The following is a 21,674-nucleotide window of genomic DNA, read 5'->3' on the forward strand; positions in this document are numbered from 1 at the left end:
CCGTGAACTCCAGACCGGCCGCGGCTGCCGGTTCGGTGTGGACCGGTGAGGGCTCCTACAGCTTCTCGATCGGGGCGATCTTGATGAGGAGCTTCTTGCGGCCCGCGGAGTCGAACGCGATCTCGGCGATGCGCTTGGCGCCCTGCCCCGTCACCGCGGACACCGTTCCCTCGCCGAAGTCGACGTGCTTGATGCGGTCGCCGGCGACGAGTTCCATGTCGCCGTTGTCGCGCACCTGCCCGGACACCCGGTTCGCCCACTCGGTCTTCGGACGGGTCTTCGAGGCAGCCGCTGCGCGGTCGTACGAGCCGCCGCCCCAGCCACCACCACCGCGGTAGCCGCCGCCACCACCACCGCCGCCGAAGCCGCCGTCACGCTTGGCGTTCAGGGCGCGGGGCTGCGTGCCACCGCGGCTGTTCGCCATGCCCGGGGACTGCTTCCACTCGATGAGCCCCTCGGGGATCTCCTGCAGGAAGCGCGAGGGCATCGCCACGTTCACGTCGCCGAACTGGGCACGGGTCATCGCGAGGGACAGGAACAGGACCTTCTTGGCGCGGGTGATGCCCACGTAGAACAGCCGGCGCTCTTCCGACGGACCGCCGGGCTCGTTGGCGGACATCCGGTGCGGGAGCAGGTCCTCCTCGACGCCGGTCAGGAACACCGCGTCGTACTCCAGGCCCTTCGCGGTGTGCAGCGTCATCAGCGACACCGTGCCCGACGAGTCGTCGAGCTCGTCCGCCGCGGCGACCAGCGAGACCTCGGTCAGGAAGTCCGACAGCGTGCCCTCGGGGTTGTTCTTCTGGAACTCACGCGTCACGGCCACGAGCTCGTCGATGTTGTCGGCACGGGCGGCGTCCTGCGCGTCGGGCGACTTCCGCAGGTTGTCGAGCAGCCCGGAGCCGTCGAGCAGCTGCGTCAGGGTGTCGACCACCGGCTGCGTCGGGGCCTTCTCGGACACGGCGTCGAGCAGTGCCGCGAACTCCGTGATGGCGTTCCGCACCTTCGGCCCGAACCCGAGCTCGCCCGCGTGTCGCAGGGCGTCACGCATGGTGGTCTCGTGCTCGTCGGCGTAGCGCTGGAGCGTGGTCTCGGTGACCGAGCCGATGCCGCGCTTGGGCACGTTGAGGATGCGGCGCAGCGCCATCGGGTCGGCCGGGTTGGCGACCGTGATCAGGTACGCCATGGCGTCCTTGATCTCGGCACGCTCGTAGAACTTCGTGCCGCCGAGCACCCGGTACGGGATCGCCGCACGGATGAAGATCTCCTCCAGCGCACGGGTCTGCGAGTTGGTCCGGTAGAACACCGCCATGTCGCGGTAGTCCATGCCGTCTTCACGCAGGCGCTGGATCTCGTCGGCGACGAACTGCGCCTCGTCGTGGCCGGTGTACCCGGTGAAGCCGACGATCTTCTCGCCGGCGCCGACGTCGGTGAACAGGCTCTTCGCCTGGCGGTCGAAGTTGTTCGCGATGACGGCGTTCGCCGCGTCGAGGATGTTCTGCGTCGAGCGGTAGTTCTGCTCGAGCAGGATCGTCTTGGAGTTCGGGAAGTCCCGCTCGAACTCGACGATGTTGCGGATGTCCGCCCCGCGGAAGGCGTAGATGGACTGGTCGGAGTCACCGACCACCGTCAGGGACGCGGGGGCGATCGACCCGTCGGTCTCCCGCATCCGGGCGACGTGCTGGCCGGAGTCCTCGAGCTTGTCGACCTGTTCGACCGGAACCGGGCGGGTGAGCTCACGGATCAGGGCGTACTGGGCGTGGTTCGTGTCCTGGTACTCGTCGACCAGGATGTACCGGAAGCGGCGCTGGTACAGGGCGGCGACGTCGGGGAAGGCCCGGAACAGGAACACCGTCTGCCCGATGAGGTCGTCGAAGTCGAACGCGTTCGCCCGGCGGAGTTCGTTCGTGTAGCGCCGGAACACCTCGGTGAACATGACCTCTTGCGGGTCGTTCACGTTGATGTTGCGCGCGTAGGTGTCGATGTCCTGCAGCTCGTTCTTGAGCTTCGAGATCTTCGACGCCGCGGCGCCGACGGTCAGCCCGAGGGAGTCGGCCTCGAGCTCCTTGATGATCCGCTTCAGCAGCGCCTTGGAGTCGGCGGAGTCGTAGATCGTGAACGACTGCGGGAACCCGAACCGCTCGGCTTCGCGCCGCAGGATGCGCACGCACGCCGAGTGGAACGTGGAGATCCACATCCCCTCGGCCTCGCCACCGACCAGGGCCCGGACGCGCTCGCGCATCTCGGCGGCGGCCTTGTTCGTGAACGTGATCGCCAGGATCTGCGACGGCCAGGCTTCGCGGTTGGCGAGCAGCAGCGCGATGCGGCGGGTGAGCACGCTCGTCTTGCCGGAACCGGCGCCGGCAACGATCAGCAGGGACTCGCCGCGGTACTCGACGGCTTCCTTCTGCTGGGGGTTCAGACCCGCGGTGAACGGGTCTTCGTACGCGCGGGCACCGGCGCCCGGCTCGGGCGTCGATTCGAAGGGGTCGAGCACGATCGTCATGTTCGGGACATTCTAGGCGAGACCCCCGACAGCGACCTCGTGCGGCAGGATGGCGCCGTGGCGATCACACCGGACCGACCTGACGTCTTCGTGCTCCCTGCGACGTCGGCCGCGGTCCCCACCACGCAGGACGTCCTCTGCATCCTGCCTCCGGACGGGCGTGACGACCCCGCCGCGATCATCCAGAGCCACCGTCGGGCCCGTGCTCAGCGGTCTCGACAGGACACGGCGGGGTGCCTGGTCCCGCTGTCGGTCGGCCTGGTCACCGCTGGGCTGTGCCTGGCTGTACTCGGGGCCCTCGCTGCGTCGACGTTCCCGAGGAGTGCCCGGCTCCTCGTCGCCGTCGTGGTGTTCCTCGTCGTCTCGTCCGCCGTCGCGATCCTCGTCGATCGACGGCGGCGCCGACAGCCACCGGTGCAGCCCCTCCCGGTGACACCGATCGACCCTCGGGTCGCCCGTCTCGCAGCCGGGGACCTGCCCGCGGCCGAGGTCATCCGCGCCTCGGCAGTCCTGCAGTCGCTCGACCGTGCTCGCGCCGACCTCCGGAAGGGCGAACACGACGCCGACCTGACGGACGCGCAACGGACGGTCTCGCCCGGCGACCGGAGCTCGTGGTTCTACCGGCCCGAGGACCTGGCCGGGCTCCGCGCCGCTGCCACGTCCGCACGCGATGACGCCGCCGAGGCCCTCCGGTCAGCCGGCATCCCGCTCGAGGCGCTCGAGGACTGACCGGGCACGCACCGCCAGGTCGGGGTGGTCGGCGAACACCCCGTCGAGTCCGGTGCGGATCACGGACGTGAACCACCGCTCCCAGTCGCCGAACGCCGCGACGTCGCCACCACGACGCAGCGGCGACGGCAGGAACCGGTTCTCCGGCCGGAGGGTCCACGTGTACACCGCGAGCCCCACGGCGTGGGCGCGGTCGACGATCGCGCTGCGCACCGGCGTCGGGTCGTCGAGTGCGACGCTGTCGACACCGGCCATCAGGGTGCCGAGGTCGACGCTGATGCCGTGGAACTCGGTCGCGAACGACGCGAGCGCGTCCTCGGAACGCTCGGCGGCGTAGGTGGGGGCGAGCGACCCGTGGGACGCGACCTCGTCCGCGGCGCTGCCACGGGCCTCCTGGAGGTACACGAGCCGACCACCGGCCCCCCGTTCGCGCAGGTCGCGCAGCACGCCCTTCTCGAAGCTCTCCACCGTGAGCCGCTCGTCCTGCCGCCACCCGGCCTCGCCGAGCGCGGCGTCGACGAGTGCACCCATCGGGAACCCGGCACGGTCGAAGTATGCGGCGTGCTTCACCTCGGCGACGAGCCCGACCGGGCGGGGAGCCGCGTCGAGGATCGCGAGCAGGTCGACGAGCCGCAGGATCGGCTGCGCACCGTCGTGCGCGGCGGATCCCGGGCGCAGCACCGGCAGGCGCTCGCGGGTGCGGAGCGTCTGCAGCTCGGCCCACGTGAAGTCCTCGGTGAACCAGCCGGTCAGGGTCTGGCCGTCGACGGTCTTCGTCGTGCGCAGGTGCCGGAACTCGGGGTGGTCGGCGATGTCCGTGGTGCCCGAGACCTCGTTCTCGTGCCGGAGCACCAGCACACCGTCCTTCGTGGGCACCAGGTCCGGTTCGATCGCGTCGGCGCCGAGTTCGATCGCGAGCTCGTACGCGCTCCGCGAGTGCTCGGGACGGTAGCCGGACGCACCGCGGTGGGCGATCACGAGGGTCATGGCGCGACCCTACTGGCCGCGGGTGACCAGCGGGCGCCTGTGTCGCGGGACACACGCGTCGCTCCGAGGCCTGTCGTTCCCAGCGACGACGCCGACCATCGCCGCATGACCGTCCGTTCGCTCTCCACCGCCGTCGAGGCCCGGATCGACCGGGCCGCACGCCGTCTGCTCGACGCCGGGCACCAGCCGCACCGGCCCGTCCGGGTGTTCGTCACCGAGTTCCTGGTGTTCGGCGCGAAGCAGGCCTGGGCGTGCGCGTTCGGGGCGCTGCTGCTCGCGACCATGGCGGTGGTGCACCTGACCGTGCCCGCGGCGATGCGGAACGACGTCCTGACGATCGCGGCCGTGCTGCTGCAGGTCGGGATGCTCGTGTTCGGGCTCGAGACCGTGCGGGAGCTCCGGGTCGTCCTGCTGTTCCACGTCGTCGGGACCGCGATGGAGGTGTTCAAGACCCACATGGGCTCGTGGACCTACGAGTCGAGTGGGCTGTTCGTCGTCGCCGGGGTGCCGCTGTTCTCGGGGTTCATGTACGGCGCCGTCGGGTCGTACATGGTGCGGGTCTACCGGCTGTTCGACCTGCGGTTCGACCGGTACCCGCGGCAGTGGCTGCTGGCGGTCGTGGCGGGCGGGATCTACCTGAACTTCTTCGGCCACCACTTCGTCGCCGACGCCCGGTTCGTGCTGCTCGCGCTCGTGCTGCTGCTCTTCGCCCGCACGACCATGCACGTGCGGATCCACCGGGCGACGCTGCGGATGCCCGTCCTCGTGGCGATGGCCCTCGTCGCGGTGTTCATCTGGGCGGCGGAGAACGTCGCGACCTGGGCCGGGGCGTGGAGCTACCCGGCGCAGCTCGCGGTGTGGCAGCCGGTGGCGCCGACGAAGATCGTGGCGTGGTTCCTGCTCATGACGATCTCGGTCGCGCTCGTCACGTGGCTCTACCCGGCGCTGCCGTCGGGACGGGCGCGCTCGACGGGCTCGACGGGCTCGACGGGCTCGGCTGGCTCGGCTGGCTCGACGGCGGACTCTCGACGTCCTCGGGGCGCGCGTGCAGCGGGCGACCCTAGGCTTCCCTCGACGGAGCCCGCTGGGCCCGCGTCCGCTCGCCGCGAATCCTCAGCCTTCCGCGACCGAGCGCCCCTAGGCTGAGAGGACTCGAATCTCCTAGGAAGAGGACACCATGGCCTTCAAGCCCGGTTTCGACCAGTCCCCCGCCTTCAACGCACAGGGGGCAAACACCTGGGGCGGGCGCGGTGCTGGTCAGCAGCAGGCCGGCTGGGGACAGACCCCGCAGCAGGCCCAGGGCGGCATGACCCCCGAGCAGCTGCAGTACATGTACGACCGTCCGACTGCGTCCCCGGTGGACACCGACCGCATGTCGTACGAAGACACCATCGTCAAGACGCTGCTCGCGTTCGGCGTGCTCGTCGTCGGCGCGGTGGCCGGTTGGAACCTGCCGCCGGTCGTCTGGATCGTCGGCGCGCTCGTCGGGTTCGTCCTGGCGCTCGTCAACACCTTCAAGAAGAAGCCGTCGCCGGGTCTGATCCTGACGTACGCGTTCTTCGAGGGGCTGTTCGTCGGCGGTATCTCGAACTACTTCCAGACGGCGTTCCCCAAGGCCGACGGCATCGTCGCGCAGGCGGTGTTCGGCACGCTCGGTGTGTTCTTCGTCACCCTGCTCCTGTTCCGCTCGGGCAAGGTCCGCGCGACCCCGAAGGCCACGCGCTTCTTCCTGATCGCGATGGTCGGGTACATGGCGTTCTCCCTGGTGAACCTGGTCCTGATGTGGACCGGCGTGACGCAGAGCGCGTTCGGCCTGATGGGCGTGACGCTCTTCGGCATCCCGCTCGGTGTGCTCATCGGCATCTTCGTGGTCGTCATGGCGGCGTACTCGCTGATCCTCGACTTCGACCAGATCAAGACCGGTGTCGAGCGCGGGGCACCCCGCATCTACGCCTGGACCGCGGCGTTCGGCCTGATCGTGACGCTCGTCTGGCTGTACCTCGAGATCCTGCGCATCCTCGCCATCATCGCGAGCAGCTCGCGCAACTAGTACCACCGCACACACGAAGGGCCCCGGCGCTGCCGGGGCCCTTCGTCGTTCCCGGGCCGGTGGACGCGCGAGCGCCAGCGGCCCCAGTGGTCACAACACCCCGCCGAACGCCCGCCGAGTGGTCACGAAGTGTCGCCCGGGCCGGGGCCAGCCGACAGTTCGTGACCCCTCGGCGTCGGGCCCGCGGGGTGTCGTGACCACTCGACGGCCCCGGCAGCGCCCACGCCCCCGACTCCAGCCGCCCGAGGTCGCACAACACGCCGCACGCGCAGCGCCCGGGTCGCGCGGACTGCCGTCACACGTCCCGGCAGACGGCAGTTCGTGCGACCCCGCCACCGCCACCGCCCCCGCCCCCGGACGCACGAAGGCCCGGCACGCGTGACGCGTACCGGGCCTTCGTGGCTCAGGGGAGCCCTACTCCCACTCGATCGTCCCCGGCGGCTTCGACGTGACGTCGAGCACGACCCGGTTGACGTCGGGCACCTCGTTCGTGATGCGGTTCGAGATCTTCGCGAGGGTGTCGTACGGCAGACGCGTCCAGTCGGCGGTCATGGCGTCCTCCGACGAGACCGGACGGAGCACGATCGGGTGTCCGTAGGTCCGGCCGTCGCCCTGCACGCCCACGGAGCGAACGTCGGCGAGCAGTACGACCGGGCACTGCCAGATCTCCTGGTCGAGGCCGGCCGCGGTGAGCTCTTCGCGGGCGATCTTGTCGGCCGCGCGGAGCAGTTCGAGCCGCTCCTTCGTGACCTCGCCGACGATGCGGATGCCCAGGCCCGGGCCGGGGAACGGCTGGCGACCGACGATGACCTCGGGCAGCCCGAGCTCGCGGCCGACCGCACGGACCTCGTCCTTGAACAGGGTGCGCAGCGGCTCGACGAGCTCGAACGTCATGTCCTCGGGCAGGCCGCCGACGTTGTGGTGCGACTTGATGTTCGCGGTACCCGCTCCTCCGCCGGACTCGACGACGTCGGGGTAGAGCGTGCCCTGCACGAGGAACTTGACCTCGGCATCGGAGTCGGAAGCCTTGGCCTCGAGCACGAGTGCCTCGGCCGCGCCCTCGAACGTGCGGATGAACTCGCGCCCGATGATCTTGCGCTTCTGCTCGGGGTCGCTCACGCCGGCGAGGGCGTCGAGGAACTGCTGCTCGGCGTCGATCGTGATGAGCCGGACACCGGTGGAGGCGACGTAGTCCTCTTCCACCTGCTTCCGCTCGTCGGCACGCAGGAGCCCGTGGTCGACGAAGACGCAGGTCAGCTGGTCGCCGACGGCCTTGTGCACCAGGGCTGCGGCGACGGCGGAGTCCACACCACCGGAGAGCCCGGCGATGACCCGCGCGGAACCGACCTGCTCGCGGATGCGGGCGACCTGCTCCTCGATTACGTTGCTGGAGTTCCAATCGCCGGGCAGGCCCGCGGCACGGTGCAGGAAGTTCTCGAGCACGGCCTGGCCGTACACGGAGTGCTTGACCTCGGGGTGCCACTGCACGCCGTAGAGCTTGCGCTCGTCGGACGCGAACGCCGCGACGGGCGTCGACGCGCTCGAGGCGAGCACCTCGAATCCGGCCGGTGCCTTGGCCACGGAGTCGCCGTGTGACATCCACGTCACCTGGTCCGCCGGCTGGTCGCCGAGCAGGGTGCTGGTGCCGGGGGCGAGGGTCACGTCGGTGGCGCCGTACTCGCGCAGACCGGTGTTCGCGACCTCGCCACCGAGGGCGGTCGCCATGGCCTGGAAGCCGTAGCAGATGCCGAGCACGGGGACGCCGAGGTCGAGGATGTCACCGTCGAGGGACGGCGCGCCTTCTTCGTACACGGACGACGGACCACCGGACAGCACGATGGCTGCCGGGTCCTTGGCGCGGACCTCGTCCGCGGTGATGGAGTGCGGCACGATCTCGCTGTAGACGTTCGCTTCACGGACCCGACGCGCGATGAGCTGCGCGTACTGGGCCCCGAAGTCGACGACGAGGACGGGACGCTGTTCGGTCTCGCTCACCGAGCGGCCTCCTTCTCACGCTGCTGGGCAGCGATCAGCTCGTGGTAGGTGTCCATGGCCCGCTGCTGCATGCGGTGTTCGACCACGAAGGACATGAACGGGATGATGCCCCCGAGGGCGATGAGCAGGAAGCGCGACGGCCTCCAGCGCATGATGCTCCACAGACGGAAGTCCGTGAAGAGGTAGAGCACGTACAGCCAGCCGTGGGCGATGAGGATCGCGATCGACAGGTTGAACGTGCCCGGGGTCTCGCCCGCCGTGCCGTTGGGCACGAAGAACGGACCGTTGCCGAGCTGCATCTCGAGCTGCAGCGGCGTGTACTTGATGATGACCTCGACCACCAGGGCGAGCAGCAGCACACCGGTGATGTACGCCGAGACGCGGTACCACTTCACCGCCCCCGGGATCTTGGGGATGTCACGGGTTCGGACGGTCAGGGCCATGCCGGCAATCCTACCGTCGGAGCGCGTCGGCTTCGGTGGCGAGGGCTGCCTCGCGCTCCTCTTCCTGCTCGCGCTCCCAGGCGTCCTTCACGAACCGGTACCAGAGGAACACGGCGAAGCCGGCGAAGACGACCCACTCGATCGCGTAGAACAGGTTGAGCCAGTCGAACTGGACCTCGCGCGACGGTGCACGGTCGGCGATGGTGCCGAGGTCGGCGGCCTTCGCGGTGGTGCCGTCGGCGACCACGTACCCGAGGTACATGCGGTCGTCGAAGGCCTGCCAGGTGTTCACGAACCGGGCGGGGGCGACTGCGGAGTACTCGCCCTTCTTGTAGGCGTCCTGGTCGGGCGACTCCGCCGGGTAGTAGCGCCCCTGGATCGTGAGCGTCTGGCCGTCCGCCAGGCGCTCGCCTCCGGCGACGGCGGCCGACCGCTGGTCGGACCACCCGATGACGACCGGGAGGCTCGCCCCACCATCCGAGTCCACCAGGTGACCGACGGTCTGGTACTTCCCACCCCCGGTGCGGCCGGTCAGGACGGTGGTGTCGTCGGCGACGAAGGTCCCGGTGACGGTGACCTTCTGCCCGGCGAGACTCTCGCTGACGGGGCGCTCGGGGGTCGTGACCGCCTCGAGCGTGCGGCGGGTCTCGGTGGTTGCCGGCAGGGGCTTGCCGTTGGCGATCGACCGCTCCAGCTGCCACTTGCCCAGCCCGGCGAACACCGCCGCCAGCACGAGCGCCAGCAACAGCAGCGCGATCCACCTCGGTCGTCGGGCAACGGCCCACATCTGTATCAGTACTCCGGATCGCGCTGTCGGACCGGGCGCTCGGGGCGCTCGGCGGGGATCTCGACCGGCGACGTCACGGGGGCGGACGTCGGGTCGGACCCCTCATTGTCTCGCTCGTCCCTGCCAGCCGCCTCGACGAGCGCGAACTCCTCGGCGAACTGGCGGTCCCGCTCGGCCTTCCGCGCCGCGGCGGTGGCGTCCGCCTCGGCCTCGGCCGCTTCGGCGCTCTCGGCAGCGGCTGCGGCGGCGACGGCACGTCGGCCGCCCAGGCGTCCGCGCAGGCGGATGAGCCGGCCCGGACGCACCACGAGGCGGCCGATCCGGTCCGAGTTCACCGCGAGCAGCGGCCCGAGGACGGCCATGCAGAGGACGTAGAGGCCCGCGAAGGCGGTGATCCGCGCCTCCAGCCCGGCGGCAGCCGACAGGGTCGCGAGGATCAGCGCGAACTCGCCACGGTTCACCAGGATGACGGCGGTGTTGATGCCCTGCTGGACGTTGAAGCCGTTCATCCGCGCGACGATCTGGCCGGCGACCGCGTTGAGCACGACCGTCATGCCGATGGCACCGAGGACGGGCCAGAGCACCTCGCCGAAGGTCGACAGGTCGAGGCCGAGCCCGAAGTTGACGAAGAAGAACGCGGCGAAGACGTCGCGCATCGGCAGGGCGAGCTGTTCGATGCGGTCGCGGTACCGGGTCGCTCCGCAGAGCAGGCCGATGACGAAGGCACCGATGGCGTCGGTCACGCCGAGCAGGTCGCCGATGCCGCCGAACATGACCGCGAGTCCGAAGAACAGCACCGTGAACAGCTCGTCGTCACGGGTGGCGAAGATCTTCGACACCCACTTGCCCGCGAAGCGCGCGAGCGTGAACATCACGATGAGGAACCCGAACGCGAGTGCCAACTTGCCGACGACGGCCCAGACGTTGGTGTCGCCGGACAGCACGACGGAGACGATCGCCAGGTAGACGGCGATGAAGACGTCCTCGATCACGGTGACGCCGAGGATCATCGGGGTCTCGTCGTTCGCCAGGCGCCGGAGCTCGATGAGGAGCTTCGTCACGATGGCGCTCGAGGACGTCGCCGTCATGCCGGCGATGATCAGGGCTTCGCGGGTGCCCCAGCCGAGCGAGAACCCGAAGGCGAACCCGACGCCCATGTTGATGACGACGTAGGTGCCGCCGGACACCAGGAGCTTGCCGGCGTTGCCGTAGAACTCCTCTTGGTCGAACTCGAGCCCGAGGTTGAACAGCAGCAGGATGAGCCCGAACGTCGCGATGAGCTCGATCGTGTGGGACTCGACGCTCAGCCCGAACCACGGCGTGTTCGGACTCGCGACGAGTCCGACCACCATGTAGATCGGGATGGCCGGCAGACCGATGGTCTTGCCGAGCCGTCCCAGGACGTAGGCGATGACGAAGAGCACACCGATGGTGAGCAGCTCACCACCCAGGTGCATGCGCTAGCTCTTCCGCGGGGCCTCGGCCGAGGCGGCCGCAAGCTCTCCGCTGCGGTAGAAGGAGAACGCCTTGGCGACCTTCTCGGGGGATCCGGCGACGACGATCGTGTCTCCGGGGAAGACGACGAAGTCCGACGAGGGCGCCGGGTTGGCGCTGTCGCCACGGACCACGGCGACGACGGTCAGGCCGATGAACCCCGAGTCGTGCAGGTCACCGAGGGGCTTGCCCGCGATGGCGTCGTCGTAGTCGACGGAGAACCAGTCGATGGACAGCCCGGGGATCTCGTCGAGCTTGTCGAGGCCCTCGGTGATCCGGGTGCCGCCGAGGAGTTCGGCGAGCGTGTGCGCTTCGTCTTCGCTGAGACGCAGCGAGACCTTCTCGGACTTGTCCGCGCCGTCGGAGACGTCGGCGAACGAGATGAGGTCGGAGTGCCCCGACCGGTGCGTGATGACACCGCACTTGCCACCGTCGTCGGTGTAGAAGCTGTGCAGCACGCCGACTCCGGGGAGTTTGACGCGATGGACGTCGACCATGATGGCTCCCTCTTCGAGTACCCCCATGCTAACCACCCGGTGACCCCGCGCATTCCTCCCGCTACTGTTCTGTGGATGGGGAGAACACGGATCCTCGTGGCCGTCGTCGGGGTGCTGGTCGTGACGCTGTACGCGGCCTTGCTCGCGGTGCAGCAACTCGTGCTGGATCCGCTCGCGGCGGTGCCGGGCACCTCGCTGGACGCGATCCACGCGCACCTCGAGGGGCAGGGGTTCGACGTCCGCGGTGACGTCGTCGCCGTCCTCGTCACCGCGGCGATCGGTGTCGCGCTGGCGCTCGTGGTCGCGACGGTGACGCTCTGGCGGCGCGTGGAACCGCACTTCGTCGTCGCCTGGATGCTCGGGATCATCGCGGCGGGTGCGGTCCCGTTCTTCGTCGCCGGCTTCCAACTCGGCATGGACGTCGCCGACGGCTACGGGGTCAGCGGCGGCGCCCACACCGCCTGGGCCGGCGTCCTGTACGCCACGAGCCTGATCGCGTTGGTCGCGATCCCGGTGGTGATCGTGTTCGGCGAGCGGCGACGCGCCCTCCGGGCCACGTCGGGACCGCAGGTCGCCTGACGGACGCAGGTCGCGCCTCCAGTCCGTTCGTCAGCCTGGAGGCGCGACACCCGTATCGACGCCGGTCGCGTCCGACCCGGGGTCGGTCCTACTCCGGCTCGCTCGTCTTCTCGCCGACGACCTGCTCGTCGGACGCCTTCGCGCCCTCGGCGCCGTCCGAGCGACCGCCGCCCACGACCACGTCGTCCTCGTCGAAACCGAACGCGATGTCCGGGGCCTCGAGCCGCACGCGGTCCGCGCTCTCGTCGTCGGGCTGCAGCTGCGACTCCCGTTCGGCGGCGACGCGCTTCAGGTAGTTCGCGACCTCGTGCTCGGTCGTCTCCTGGTCCCAGCCGAGCACGTCCGCCATGAGCTTCGCGGCGACGGGCGCCGCTGACTCGCCGCGGTCCCAGGCCTCGATGGAGATGCGGGTTCGGCGGGCGAGGACGTCCTCCAGGTGCAGGGCGCCCTCGTGCGAGGCGGCGTAGACGACCTCGGCGCCGATGTAGTCGTCGGCTCCCGGCAGCGGTTCGGCGAGCGCGGGGTCCTGCTCGACGAGCTGCAGCACCTCGGTTGCGAGGGTGCCGTACCGGTTGAGCAGGTGCTCGATGCGGACCTTGTGCACGTTGAAGCTCCGTGCGGTGCGGGCGCGTCGGTTCCACGCGGCCGGGTAGCCCTCGGCGCCGAGGAGCGGGATGTCCTCGGTCGTCGACTCCGGGATCCTGCCGTCCATGGCCGCGACGGCCTCGTCGATGGCGTCCTTGCCCATCACACGGTACGTCGTCCACTTGCCGCCGGCGACCACGACGAGCCCGGGCACGGTGTGCGCGACGACGTGCTCGCGGCTGAGCTGCGAGGTCTGGTCGGACTCCCCCGCCAGCAGCGGGCGGAGGCCGGCGTAGACGCCCTCGACGTCCTCGCGGGTCAACGGGACGGCGAGCACCTTGTTGACGTGCTCGAGGATGTAGTCGATGTCCGCCGCGGTTGCTGCCGGGTGCGCCTTGTCGAGGTACCAGTCGGTGTCGGTCGTGCCGACGAGCCAGTGCCGGCCCCACGGGATGACGAAGAGCACGCTCTTCTCGGTGCGCAAGATCATGCCCGTGTTCGACTGGAACCGGTCACGGGGGATGACGAGGTGGACGCCCTTCGACGCCCGCACCTTGAACTGGCCGCGGGTGCCGATCATCGCCTGGGTGTCGTCGGTCCAGACACCGGTGGCGTTGACGACCTGCTTCGCGCGGATCTCGAACCGTTCGCCGGTCTGGATGTCGTGGGCCTGCGCACCGACCACGCGCTCCCCGACCTTGATGAACCCCTCGATGCGGACGCGACTCGCTGCCTCGGCGCCGTACGAGGCCGCGGTGCGCACGAGCGACGCGACGTAGCGGGCATCGTCGACCTGGGCGTCGTAGTACGTCATGCCGCCGACGAAGGCGTCCTTCTTGAGCCCGGGCATGTTCCTGAGCACCTGCTTCCGGCTGAGGTGCCGGTGGTGCGGGACGCCGGGCGGACGGCCGCCGGACCAGCTGAACACGTCGTACATCGCCATGCCGATCCCGATGTAGAAGCGCTCCCAGACCCGGTGGTTGAGCGGGTAGAGGAAGCGCACGGGCTTCACCAGGTGCGGAGCGATGCGCTGCAGCAGCAGGCCGCGTTCGATGAGCGCCTCGCGGACGAGTGCGAAGTTGAGCTGCTCGAGGTAGCGGATGCCGCCGTGCACGAGCTTGGACGAGCGGCTCGAGGTCCCCGAGCCCCAGTCGCGGGCCTCGACGATGCCGACGCTCAGGCCGCGGGTCACGGCATCGAGCGCACTGCCCGCACCGACGATCCCGCCGCCGACGACCAGGACGTCGAGCTCCTTGGTCTTCAGCGTCTCGATCGCGGCCGCACGTTCGTCCGGGCCGAGCTTCGCCGCGGGGTCGAACCCCACGCCGGGCGCGACGTCACGCGGACGTCCGGCCGTGCTGGTCTGCTTCGTCGTGCTGGACTTGGCCATCGTCGCCTCCGGGTCACGGTCGGCGCCGTGGCGTCACCCGGGATCGTGCCCGGGTGCCACCGTCACTGGTGGTACGGCGCCACGACCACTTCTACTCGCTGGAACTCCTTGGCGTCGGAGTATCCCGTCGTCGCCATCGAGCGGCGCAGGGCACCGACCAGGTTGGCGCGGCCGTCGTGGGTCGGCGTCGGACCGTTCAGGACGTTCTCGAGCGGGGCGATCGTGCCCACCTCGACCCGGCGGCCGCGGGGCAGCTCGGGGTGGTGCGCCTCGGCACCCCAGTGGTAGCCACCACCCGGAGCCTCGGTCGCGCGGGCCAGTGCGGTGCCGAGCATGACGGCGTCGGCACCAACGGCGATGGCCTTGACGATGTCGCCCGCGGTGTCGAGCCCGCCGTCGGCGATGACGTGCACGTAGCGGCCGCCCGACTCGTCGAGGTAGTCACGACGGGCACCGGCGACGTCCGCGACGGCGGTCGCCATCGGGGCGTGGATGCCGAGCGCGGCGCGGGTGGTCGACGCTGCGCCGCCACCGAAGCCGACGAGCACACCGGCGGCACCGGTGCGCATGAGGTGCAGCGCCGACGTGTAGGTCGAGGCACCGCCCACGATCACCGGGACGTCGAGCTCGTAGATGAACTTCTTGAGGTTGAGGGGTTCCTCGGTCTGGGAGACGTGCTCCGCCGAGACCGTGGTGCCGCGGATGACGAACAGGTCGACACCGGCGTCGACGACCGTCTTCGAGAACTCCTGGGTGCGCTGCGGGCTGAGCGAGCCGGCAACCGGCACCCCGGCTGCGCGGATCTCGGCCAGGCGTGCGGTGATCAGCTCGGCCTTGATCGGCTCGGAGTAGATCTCCTGCATGCGCTTCGTGACGTTGCCGTCGGTGAGCGACTTGATCTCGTCGTAGTACGGGGTCGGGTCCTCGTAGCGGGTCCACAGACCTTCGAGGTCGAGCACACCGAGGATGCCGAGCTTGCCCATCTGGATGACCGTCGCCGGCGAGGACACGGAGTCCATCGGCGCCGACAGGATCGGCGACGCGAACGTGAACGCGTCGATCGACCACTGCACGCTGACGTCGCGCGGGTCACGCGTCCGCCTGGAGGGGACCACCGCGATGTCGTCGAACGCGTACGCCCGACGTCCGCGCTTGCCTGCACCGATCTCGACTTCGCTCACTCGGACAGCCTACCGGGCGGGCTCTTCGGCGTGCACGGGCCGGACGGTGCGGGCGGAGACGTCACGGCGGAGCCGTCAGTGCGGACGCCGCGGGGCCCGTCGGCGCTTCCGGAGCGCCCGCAGCACGAAGCCGAGCAGGAGCGCGAGCACCACGAGGACGACGAGCAGCACGGCCGCGACCTTGACGAGCAGCGCCGCCCCGACGAAGAGCGCGATGAACACGAGCCAGACGAGGGCGTCGAGCACGAGGGGTCCGGAGGTGCGCACCCGCGGAACGATACCGACCCGCGCGGGGCGAGCCGCGCCTCCTGGCCGGGTGCGACGGGTGACGCCGTCGTCAGCCGAAGACGCCGTCGTCAGCGCAGGACACCGCCACGCCGTCGAGACGCCGCCGAATTCCGAGGCGTCTCGACGGGACCGCGGCGTCGACGGAACACGACGGCGTCATGCGACCACAGCCATGCAACCAGGGGCGAGCCGCGCCTCCTGGCCGGGTACAGGAGCGGGGCCGTGCGGCGCGAAGCGACCACGCACGGCCCCACCCGTCACGGATACCACCCCCACAGCGGTACCCGTAGCCGACGACAGCGCTAGCGCTGTGCGTCGACGTCCTTGGCGAGCGTCCCCAGGTAGAGCTCGATGACCTTGGGGTCGTCAGCGAGTTCCTTCCCGGTGCCCGAGTACGCGTTCTTCCCCTGGTCGAGCACGTACCCACGATCGCAGATCTGCAGACAGCGTCGCGCGTTCTGCTCCACCATGATGATCGACACACCGGCCTTGTTGATCCGGCGGGTCCGCAGGAACGTCTCGTCCTGGCGCACGGGGGACAGTCCGGCGCTCGGCTCGTCGAGCAGCAGCACCTTCGGGTCCATCATCAGCGCACGGGCCATCGCGACGGACTGCCGCTCACCACCCGAGAGCGATCCGGCCCGCTGGTTGCGCCGCTGCGCGAGGACCGGGAACAGGTCGTAGATGACCTCGAGCCGCTCGGCGAACTTCCGGGGCCGCAGGTACAGCCCCATCTGCAGGTTCTCCTCGATGGACAGCGAGGGGAACACGTTGTTCGTCTGCGGCACGAAGCCGACACCGGCCTGCACGAGCTTGTTCGCCTTGAGGTTCGTGATGTCGTCCCCCTGCAGGGTCACCGAACCTTCGCGGATGGACACGAGCCCGAACAGCGCCTTCAGGAGCGTCGACTTGCCCGCACCGTTCGGCCCGATGATGCCGATGAGCTCGCCCGGGTAGCAGTCCAGGTCGCAGCCGTTCAGGATGTTCACGCCCGGCAGGTAGCCGGCGACGAGGTTCTTCGCGCTGAGCACCGGCTCGCGTTCCAGCGTGGCCGCCGGGGACGGACTGGAGGCACTGCTCGCGTTCGTGGGGTCCGTTGCGTCCGTCATCGGGTCGTCTCCTCTGCTGCGTCCTCTTCGGCGACTTCCTCCGCCAGTTCCTCGAAGGTCTCCTCGGTGAGGAGCGAGTCGTCGCCCAGGTCGGTGTCGTGGTGCGCACCGAGGTAGGCGTCGATCACGGCCTGGTCGTCCATCACCGTGTCCGCCGGCCCCTCGGCCACGACCTTGCCCTCGGCCATCACGACCACCCAGTCCGAGATGTGCCGGACCATGTGCATGTCGTGCTCGACGAACAGCACGGTCATGCCGTCGTCGCGCAGGGACTGGATGTGCCCGAGGAGCGACTGGGTGAGCGCGGGGTTCACACCGGCCATCGGCTCGTCGAGCATGATCATCGTCGGGTCGGACATCAGCGCCCGGGCCATCTCGAGCAGCTTCCGCTGCCCGCCGGACAACGAACCGGCGTAGTCGTCGGCCTTGGTGTCGAGCTTGAACCGGGCGAGCAGGTCCTCGGCCTTGGCCGTGATCTCGCGCTCGCGCTTCGCCCACACCGGCTTGACCAGGGCGGCGAAGAAGTTCTCGCCGGGCTGGTCGCGGGCACCGAGGAGCATGTTCTGCATCACGGTGAGCCGGGACAGCGCCTTGGTCAGCTGGAAGGTGCGGACCATGCCCTTGTTCGCGATGTGCGTCGCGCTCGTCTTCTGCAGTGTGGCGCCGTTGAACTGCGTCTTCGCTCCGGGGCTCGGCTTGTCGAACCCGGTGAGCAGGTTGAAGAACGTGGTCTTGCCGGCGCCGTTCGGGCCGATGAGAGCCGTGATGGAGCCGCGCTGGACCTCGAGGTGGTCGACGTCCACGGCGGTCATGCCCCCGAAGCGGCGGGTGACGTCGTCGACGGTGAGGATCGGGTCGGCCTTGGGGTGGCCGTAGGTCTCAGACACTGAACGTCAGCTCCTTCTTGTTGCCGAGCAACCCCTGTGGACGGAACACGATGAGCAGCATGAGCGCGACGCCGACGAGCACGTACGAGAACTGCTCGGCCTGCTGCGCGTTCATGATCGAGTCGGGGATGAAGTCGCCGGCCAGCGTGCGGATGAAGAGCCGGACGACGAAGAAGAGCACGGCTCCGAGCACCGGTCCGAACACCGTCGCCGCACCACCGAGGATGAGCGCCGTCCAGATGAAGAACGTCATCGAGCGGCCCATGGCGTCCGGTTGCACCGAACTCGGCAGCACGTAAATGATGCCCGCGATCGCACCGAGCGCCCCACCGAACACGAGCGCCTGCATCTTGTACGAGTAGACGTTCTTGCCGAGCGAGCGGACGGCGTCCTCGTCCTCGCGGATGGCCTTCACCACGCGGCCCCACGGGCTGCGCATGAGCAGGAAGAGCACCAGGGTGAACAGGGCGACCATGGCCCACGCCGCGATGCGGATCCACCAGCCGTTGACGCCGTTGTTCGCGTACGTGAACCACAGGATCGTGGTGGTGCCGTCGGGCAGCGGGCTGAGGGCGGTGAACGGGTCGCGGTAGCTCGACCCGGTGATGCCGTTCGAGCCACCCGTGGTCGAGGTGAGCAGGCTCGAGCGGCCCACCATGCGGATGATCTCGGCGCCGGAGATCGTGACGATCGCCAGGTAGTCGCCGCGCAACCGCAGGGTCGGGATGCCGAGGATGATCGCGAACACGATCGCGACGAGCAGGGCGATGAGGACCGCCATCACGAACGGCAGTCCGTTGGTGATCGAGATCGCGAAGCCGTAGGCGCCGAGCAGCAGGAACGCCGCCTGGCCCATGTTCACGAGGCCGGTGAGCCCGAAGTGCACGTTCAGGCCGATCGCGGCCAGCGCGAACGCCGCCGTGGTCGGGGCGAGTGCCTCCTGGGTGAGCGAGGACAGCAGGTTGAGGATGTAGTCCATGCGCGTGCTCCCTTAGCCGATCCGCTCGGCGCGGCCGAAGATGCCCTGCGGCCGGAACAGCAGGATGAGGATGAGGATGACGAGGGCGGTGGCGTACTTGAAGTCACCGGGGAGCACCAGGTTCGTGAGCTCCACGACGACGCCGATGATCATCGAGCCGACCAGGGCGCCGTACGCGGTGCCGAGGCCACCGAGCGTGACCGAGGCGAACATGAGCAGGAGCAGCTGGAGCCCGGTCTGCCAGTTCACGCCGTTCAGGACGAGTCCGAGCATCACACCGGAGAGTCCCGCGAGGCCGGCGGCGAGCGTCCACACGAAGCGGATCACCCGGTCGACGTCGATGCCGGAGGCCGCGGCGAGCGCCGGGTTGTCCGACACGGCGCGGGTCGCCCGGCCGAAGCGCGTCTTCGCCAGGAAGAGCCCGGTCGCGACGAGGACCACGAGCGCGATGCCCATGGCGACGTACGACTGCACCGTCAGGGTGACGCCGGCGAACCGCACGGTCTCCGGGTTGCCCTGCTGGATGCGGACCGTCGAGGCTCCGAAGAAGTACTGGAACGCGTACTGGGCGGCGATCGACAGACCGATCGTCACGATCATGAGCTGCGTCAGGCTGATGCGCCGTCGCCGGAGCGGCCGCCAGATCGCGGCGTCCTGCAGGTACCCGGTCGCGGCGCACAACAGCGTGACGACGATGCCGGTGACCCAGATGTTCCAGCCGAGCTGGTTGGCGAACACGTACGCCAGCAGACCGCCGAGGGTGACCTGCTCACCGTGCGAGAAGCTCGACAGCCCGGTCGTGCCGTAGATGAGCGAGAGCCCGATCGACGCCAGTGCGATGAGCAGCCCGAGCCGGAGCCCGGAGGCGAACTGCTGCCAGGCCCGCTGGATGCTCACGCCCGACGAGTCCGTCGAGGTCGTGGCGCCCTTCTGGTCGGACAGCTGGAAGATCTGCCCCACGTTGGCGTTCAGGGTGGCCTGCACCTTGCGCTCGGCGTCGGCGGCGTTCGTCAGGTACTGGCCCTTCGGCAGGGTGCCCTGGTCGACGCTCACGGTGTACTCGCCGGCCGTGTCGACGCTGACGGACCAGCGGCCGTCGTCGTTCGTCGTGGCCGTCTGGTCGAAGCCGCTCGGGCCGGTCACGTCGACGTCGACGCCCTCGGCCGGTTCACGCTCGGAGTCGGTGATCGTGCCCTGGATGCACCCGTTGTCGGGGCTGACGGTGCACGCCTGGCTGGTGGCCGGTGCCGAGGTGGCACTGAAGGCCGGCAGGGTGACCGCCCAGTCGATCAGGAAGGTCGCCAGGAACGCGGCGACGAGCACGGCCGCGAGGACCGGTCGTCGTCGTGCGTGGCGGAGGCGGAACAGGCGCGGCTGCGCCCGTCCCGGAGGAGTGATGGATCCCACGGAAGAGCCTCTCGTTCGGATGACGAGGAACCTATGGGGATTTTGTGACACCCGTGTTTCCAACACGTTCCCTGTGTGATTCGTACCCGAACTGTGACGTTGTGGAGGAACGCTCCGAGGCGGGCGCGATCCGTGCCTCCAGGCGGAATGCGGCGACAGCCGCTCGCGTTACCATGTCCTATCCGGAACCCGTCGTCGTGTTCCCGGTGTCTCGACACTTCACTCGCCCACGAAGGGGACCCATGGACCAGCCGGATCCGTTCGGATTCATCGGACTCACGTACGACGACGTCATGCTGCTGCCCGGGCACACCGACGTCATCCCGAGCGAGGCGTCCACGGCGTCCCGGCTCACCAAGCGGATCTCCGTCAACGTCCCGCTGCTCTCCGCCGCGATGGACACCGTCACCGAAGCCCGCATGGCCATCGCCATGGCGCGCCAGGGCGGCATCGGGATCCTGCACCGCAACCTGTCCATCGAGGACCAGGCTGCCTACGTCGACAAGGTCAAGCGCTCCGAGTCGGGCATGATCACCAACCCGGTGACCACCACCCCGGACGCCACCGTGGCCGAGGTCGACGCGCTCTGCGGCCAGTTCCGCGTCTCCGGTCTGCCGGTCGTCGAGCAGGACGGCACCCTCGTGGGCATCATCACGAACCGCGACATGCGCTTCGTGGCCACGTTCGAGCAGGCCACCACGTACGTGCGCGACGTCATGACGAAGGCCCCGCTGATCACCGCGATGGAGGGCATCGACCCCGAAGAGGCGATCGCCATCTTCGCGCAGCACAAGATCGAGAAGCTGCCGCTGGTCGACGCCGAGGGCAAGCTCCGCGGCCTCATCACCGTCAAGGACTTCGACAAGAGTGAGCAGTACCCGGACGCCACGAAGGACGACGAGGGCCGGCTCCGCGTCGGTGCCGCGATCGGCTTCTTCGGCGACGCGTGGCAGCGTGCCGAGGCCCTGCGTGACGCCGGCGTCGACGTGCTCGTCGTCGACACCGCCAACGGTGAGAGCGAAGGCGTGCTCGACATGGTCCGCCGCCTCAAGGCCGACCCGACGTTCGACGCGATCGACGTCATCGGCGGCAACGTCGCCACCCGCGCGGGCGCCCAGGCGCTCATCGACGCCGGCGTGGACGCCGTCAAGGTCGGTGTCGGCCCGGGCTCCATCTGCACCACGCGCGTCGTCGCCGGTGTCGGTGTGCCGCAGGTGACCGCCGTGTACGAGGCCTCCCTCGCCGCACGCGAAGCCGGTGTGCCGATCATCGCCGACGGTGGCCTGCAGTACTCGGGCGACATCGCGAAGGCCCTGGTGGCCGGTGCCGACACCGTCATGCTCGGCTCGCTGCTCGCCGGCACCGACGAGTCCCCCGGTGACCTGGTGTTCGTGGGTGGCAAGCAGTTCAAGGCGTACCGCGGCATGGGGTCCCTCGGGGCCCTGCAGACCCGCGGCAAGAAGACCTCGTACTCGAAGGACCGCTACTTCCAGGCGGACGTGCCGAACGACGACAAGCTCATCCCCGAGGGCATCGAGGGCCAGGTGCCCTACCGCGGCTCGGTCGGCAACGTCGTCTACCAGCTCACCGGTGGGCTGCGGCAGTCGATGTTCTACGTCGGCGGTCGCACGATCCCCGAGCTGAAGGCCCGTGGCAAGTTCGTCCGCATCACGGCGGCGGGGCTCAAGGAGTCCCACCCACACGACGTCCAGATGGTCGTCGAGGCGCCGAACTACCGCAGCTAGCAGCATTGCTCGACCAGACGCCCCCGCTCCGGACGGAGC

Annotated in this window: 19 protein-coding genes; 5 read left to right on the forward strand and 14 right to left on the reverse strand. The window is 69.4% G+C overall.

Translation table 11 applies throughout. The features are described 5' to 3' along the window. Positions 1-55: 55 nt before the first annotated feature. Positions 56-2,503, reverse strand: a complete 2,448-nt coding sequence (locus tag DEJ11_RS16445; protein ID WP_111028996.1) for an ATP-dependent helicase — start codon at positions 2,501-2,503, stop codon at positions 56-58. A 57-nt stretch (positions 2,504-2,560) separates the two neighbouring features. On the opposite strand from DEJ11_RS16445, the gene DEJ11_RS16450 reads away from it, so the two are divergent. Further along, positions 2,561-3,232 (forward strand): hypothetical protein, encoded by a 672-nt coding sequence (locus DEJ11_RS16450; RefSeq protein ID WP_111102590.1) that lies wholly within the window; start codon positions 2,561-2,563, stop codon positions 3,230-3,232. Here the strand turns inward: DEJ11_RS16450 and DEJ11_RS16455 are convergent. Next, on the reverse strand, positions 3,197-4,219 hold the full coding sequence (locus DEJ11_RS16455) for a glycerophosphodiester phosphodiesterase family protein (protein WP_111102592.1): 1,023 nt from the start codon (positions 4,217-4,219) through the stop codon (positions 3,197-3,199). The two genes, DEJ11_RS16450 and DEJ11_RS16455, sit on opposite strands and share 36 nt — an antisense overlap. A 105-nt stretch (positions 4,220-4,324) precedes the next feature. On the opposite strand from DEJ11_RS16455, the gene DEJ11_RS16460 reads away from it, so the two are divergent. Both DEJ11_RS16460 and DEJ11_RS16465 read left to right on the forward strand, forming a co-directional pair. Further along, positions 4,325-5,365: a DUF817 domain-containing protein gene (locus DEJ11_RS16460; RefSeq protein WP_111102594.1), complete on the forward strand. Its 1,041-nt coding sequence runs from the start codon at positions 4,325-4,327 to the stop codon at positions 5,363-5,365. A 31-nt stretch (positions 5,366-5,396) separates the two neighbouring features. Then, positions 5,397-6,269 (forward strand): Bax inhibitor-1/YccA family protein, encoded by an 873-nt coding sequence (locus tag DEJ11_RS16465; protein WP_111038510.1) that lies wholly within the window; start codon positions 5,397-5,399, stop codon positions 6,267-6,269. Positions 6,270-6,683: 414 nt separating this feature from the next. On the opposite strand, the gene guaA is transcribed toward DEJ11_RS16465, so the two are convergent. The 5 genes from guaA to DEJ11_RS16490 are packed head-to-tail and all read right to left on the reverse strand — an operon-like array spanning position 6,684 to position 11,485. Next, the gene (guaA, locus tag DEJ11_RS16470) at positions 6,684-8,264 is read right to left on the reverse strand and encodes a glutamine-hydrolyzing GMP synthase (protein WP_111028991.1); all 1,581 of its coding nucleotides are present in this window, start codon (positions 8,262-8,264) and stop codon (positions 6,684-6,686) included. Further along, positions 8,261-8,707 (reverse strand): DUF3817 domain-containing protein, encoded by a 447-nt coding sequence (locus DEJ11_RS16475; RefSeq protein WP_017885467.1) that lies wholly within the window; start codon positions 8,705-8,707, stop codon positions 8,261-8,263. The genes guaA and DEJ11_RS16475 overlap by 4 nt, the downstream gene beginning before the upstream one ends. 10 nt (positions 8,708-8,717) lie before the next feature. After that, positions 8,718-9,452, reverse strand: a complete 735-nt coding sequence (locus DEJ11_RS16480) for an SURF1 family cytochrome oxidase biogenesis protein (RefSeq protein WP_181242997.1) — start codon at positions 9,450-9,452, stop codon at positions 8,718-8,720. Positions 9,453-9,499: 47 nt separating this feature from the next. Beyond that, positions 9,500-10,951 (reverse strand): cation:proton antiporter, encoded by a 1,452-nt coding sequence (locus DEJ11_RS16485; protein WP_111028990.1) that lies wholly within the window; start codon positions 10,949-10,951, stop codon positions 9,500-9,502. 3 nt (positions 10,952-10,954) lie between these two features. Continuing rightward, positions 10,955-11,485 carry a cation:proton antiporter regulatory subunit gene (locus DEJ11_RS16490; protein WP_017885470.1) on the reverse strand — a complete coding sequence of 177 codons (531 nt, stop codon included), beginning with the start codon at positions 11,483-11,485 and terminating at the stop codon, positions 10,955-10,957. A gap of 75 nt (positions 11,486-11,560) precedes the next feature. On the opposite strand from DEJ11_RS16490, the gene DEJ11_RS16495 reads away from it, so the two are divergent. Further along, a complete protein-coding gene (locus tag DEJ11_RS16495; protein ID WP_146250000.1) occupies positions 11,561-12,064 on the forward strand; it encodes a hypothetical protein in 504 nt (167 codons plus the stop codon). A gap of 88 nt (positions 12,065-12,152) precedes the next feature. On the opposite strand, the gene DEJ11_RS16500 is transcribed toward DEJ11_RS16495, so the two are convergent. The 7 genes from DEJ11_RS16500 to DEJ11_RS16530 all read right to left on the reverse strand — a co-directional run bounded on the left by DEJ11_RS16500 (position 12,153) and on the right by DEJ11_RS16530 (position 19,890). Further along, positions 12,153-14,039: a glycerol-3-phosphate dehydrogenase/oxidase gene (locus tag DEJ11_RS16500; RefSeq protein ID WP_071245430.1), complete on the reverse strand. Its 1,887-nt coding sequence runs from the start codon at positions 14,037-14,039 to the stop codon at positions 12,153-12,155. 62 nt (positions 14,040-14,101) lie between these two features. Further along, positions 14,102-15,220 carry a GuaB3 family IMP dehydrogenase-related protein gene (locus DEJ11_RS16505; RefSeq protein WP_027466694.1) on the reverse strand — a complete coding sequence of 373 codons (1,119 nt, stop codon included), beginning with the start codon at positions 15,218-15,220 and terminating at the stop codon, positions 14,102-14,104. A gap of 75 nt (positions 15,221-15,295) precedes the next feature. Next, the gene (locus DEJ11_RS16510; RefSeq protein WP_111102598.1) at positions 15,296-15,487 is read right to left on the reverse strand and encodes a hypothetical protein; all 192 of its coding nucleotides are present in this window, start codon (positions 15,485-15,487) and stop codon (positions 15,296-15,298) included. A gap of 323 nt (positions 15,488-15,810) precedes the next feature. Beyond that, positions 15,811-16,617 carry an ABC transporter ATP-binding protein gene (locus tag DEJ11_RS16515; RefSeq protein ID WP_027466696.1) on the reverse strand — a complete coding sequence of 269 codons (807 nt, stop codon included), beginning with the start codon at positions 16,615-16,617 and terminating at the stop codon, positions 15,811-15,813. Next, positions 16,614-17,504: an ABC transporter ATP-binding protein gene (locus DEJ11_RS16520; RefSeq protein ID WP_027466697.1), complete on the reverse strand. Its 891-nt coding sequence runs from the start codon at positions 17,502-17,504 to the stop codon at positions 16,614-16,616. The genes DEJ11_RS16515 and DEJ11_RS16520 overlap by 4 nt, the downstream gene beginning before the upstream one ends. Beyond that, on the reverse strand, positions 17,497-18,483 hold the full coding sequence (locus DEJ11_RS16525) for a branched-chain amino acid ABC transporter permease (protein ID WP_027466698.1): 987 nt from the start codon (positions 18,481-18,483) through the stop codon (positions 17,497-17,499). Before DEJ11_RS16525 ends, DEJ11_RS16520 begins: the two co-directional genes overlap by 8 nt. Before the next feature lie 12 nt (positions 18,484-18,495). Then, a complete protein-coding gene (locus tag DEJ11_RS16530) occupies positions 18,496-19,890 on the reverse strand; it encodes a branched-chain amino acid ABC transporter permease (protein ID WP_258371318.1) in 1,395 nt (464 codons plus the stop codon). 242 nt (positions 19,891-20,132) lie between these two features. Between DEJ11_RS16530 and guaB the strand changes: the two genes are divergently transcribed. Continuing rightward, positions 20,133-21,635 (forward strand): IMP dehydrogenase, encoded by a 1,503-nt coding sequence (guaB, locus tag DEJ11_RS16535; protein WP_111038504.1) that lies wholly within the window; start codon positions 20,133-20,135, stop codon positions 21,633-21,635. The last annotated feature ends 39 nt before the right edge of the window (positions 21,636-21,674 follow it).

Source organism: Curtobacterium sp. MCLR17_058, from assembly GCF_003234705.2.
GTDB lineage: Bacteria > Actinomycetota > Actinomycetes > Actinomycetales > Microbacteriaceae > Curtobacterium > Curtobacterium flaccumfaciens.

Coding starts and splice junctions, on each gene's coding strand:
- DEJ11_RS16445 (WP_111028996.1), bottom strand. CDS start 2,503: ATGACGATCGTGCTCGACCCCTTCGAATCGACGCCCGAGCCGGGCGCC.
- DEJ11_RS16455 (WP_111102592.1), bottom strand. CDS start 4,219: ATGACCCTCGTGATCGCCCACCGCGGTGCGTCCGGCTACCGTCCCGAG.
- DEJ11_RS16490 (WP_017885470.1), bottom strand. CDS start 11,485: ATGGTCGACGTCCATCGCGTCAAACTCCCCGGAGTCGGCGTGCTGCAC.
- DEJ11_RS16485 (WP_111028990.1), bottom strand. CDS start 10,951: ATGCACCTGGGTGGTGAGCTGCTCACCATCGGTGTGCTCTTCGTCATC.
- DEJ11_RS16475 (WP_017885467.1), bottom strand. CDS start 8,707: ATGGCCCTGACCGTCCGAACCCGTGACATCCCCAAGATCCCGGGGGCG.
- DEJ11_RS16495 (WP_146250000.1), top strand. CDS start 11,561: ATGGGGAGAACACGGATCCTCGTGGCCGTCGTCGGGGTGCTGGTCGTG.
- DEJ11_RS16525 (WP_027466698.1), bottom strand. CDS start 18,483: ATGGACTACATCCTCAACCTGCTGTCCTCGCTCACCCAGGAGGCACTC.
- DEJ11_RS16465 (WP_111038510.1), top strand. CDS start 5,397: ATGGCCTTCAAGCCCGGTTTCGACCAGTCCCCCGCCTTCAACGCACAG.
- DEJ11_RS16460 (WP_111102594.1), top strand. CDS start 4,325: ATGACCGTCCGTTCGCTCTCCACCGCCGTCGAGGCCCGGATCGACCGG.
- DEJ11_RS16515 (WP_027466696.1), bottom strand. CDS start 16,617: ATGACGGACGCAACGGACCCCACGAACGCGAGCAGTGCCTCCAGTCCG.
- guaB (WP_111038504.1), top strand. CDS start 20,133: ATGGACCAGCCGGATCCGTTCGGATTCATCGGACTCACGTACGACGAC.
- DEJ11_RS16500 (WP_071245430.1), bottom strand. CDS start 14,039: ATGGCCAAGTCCAGCACGACGAAGCAGACCAGCACGGCCGGACGTCCG.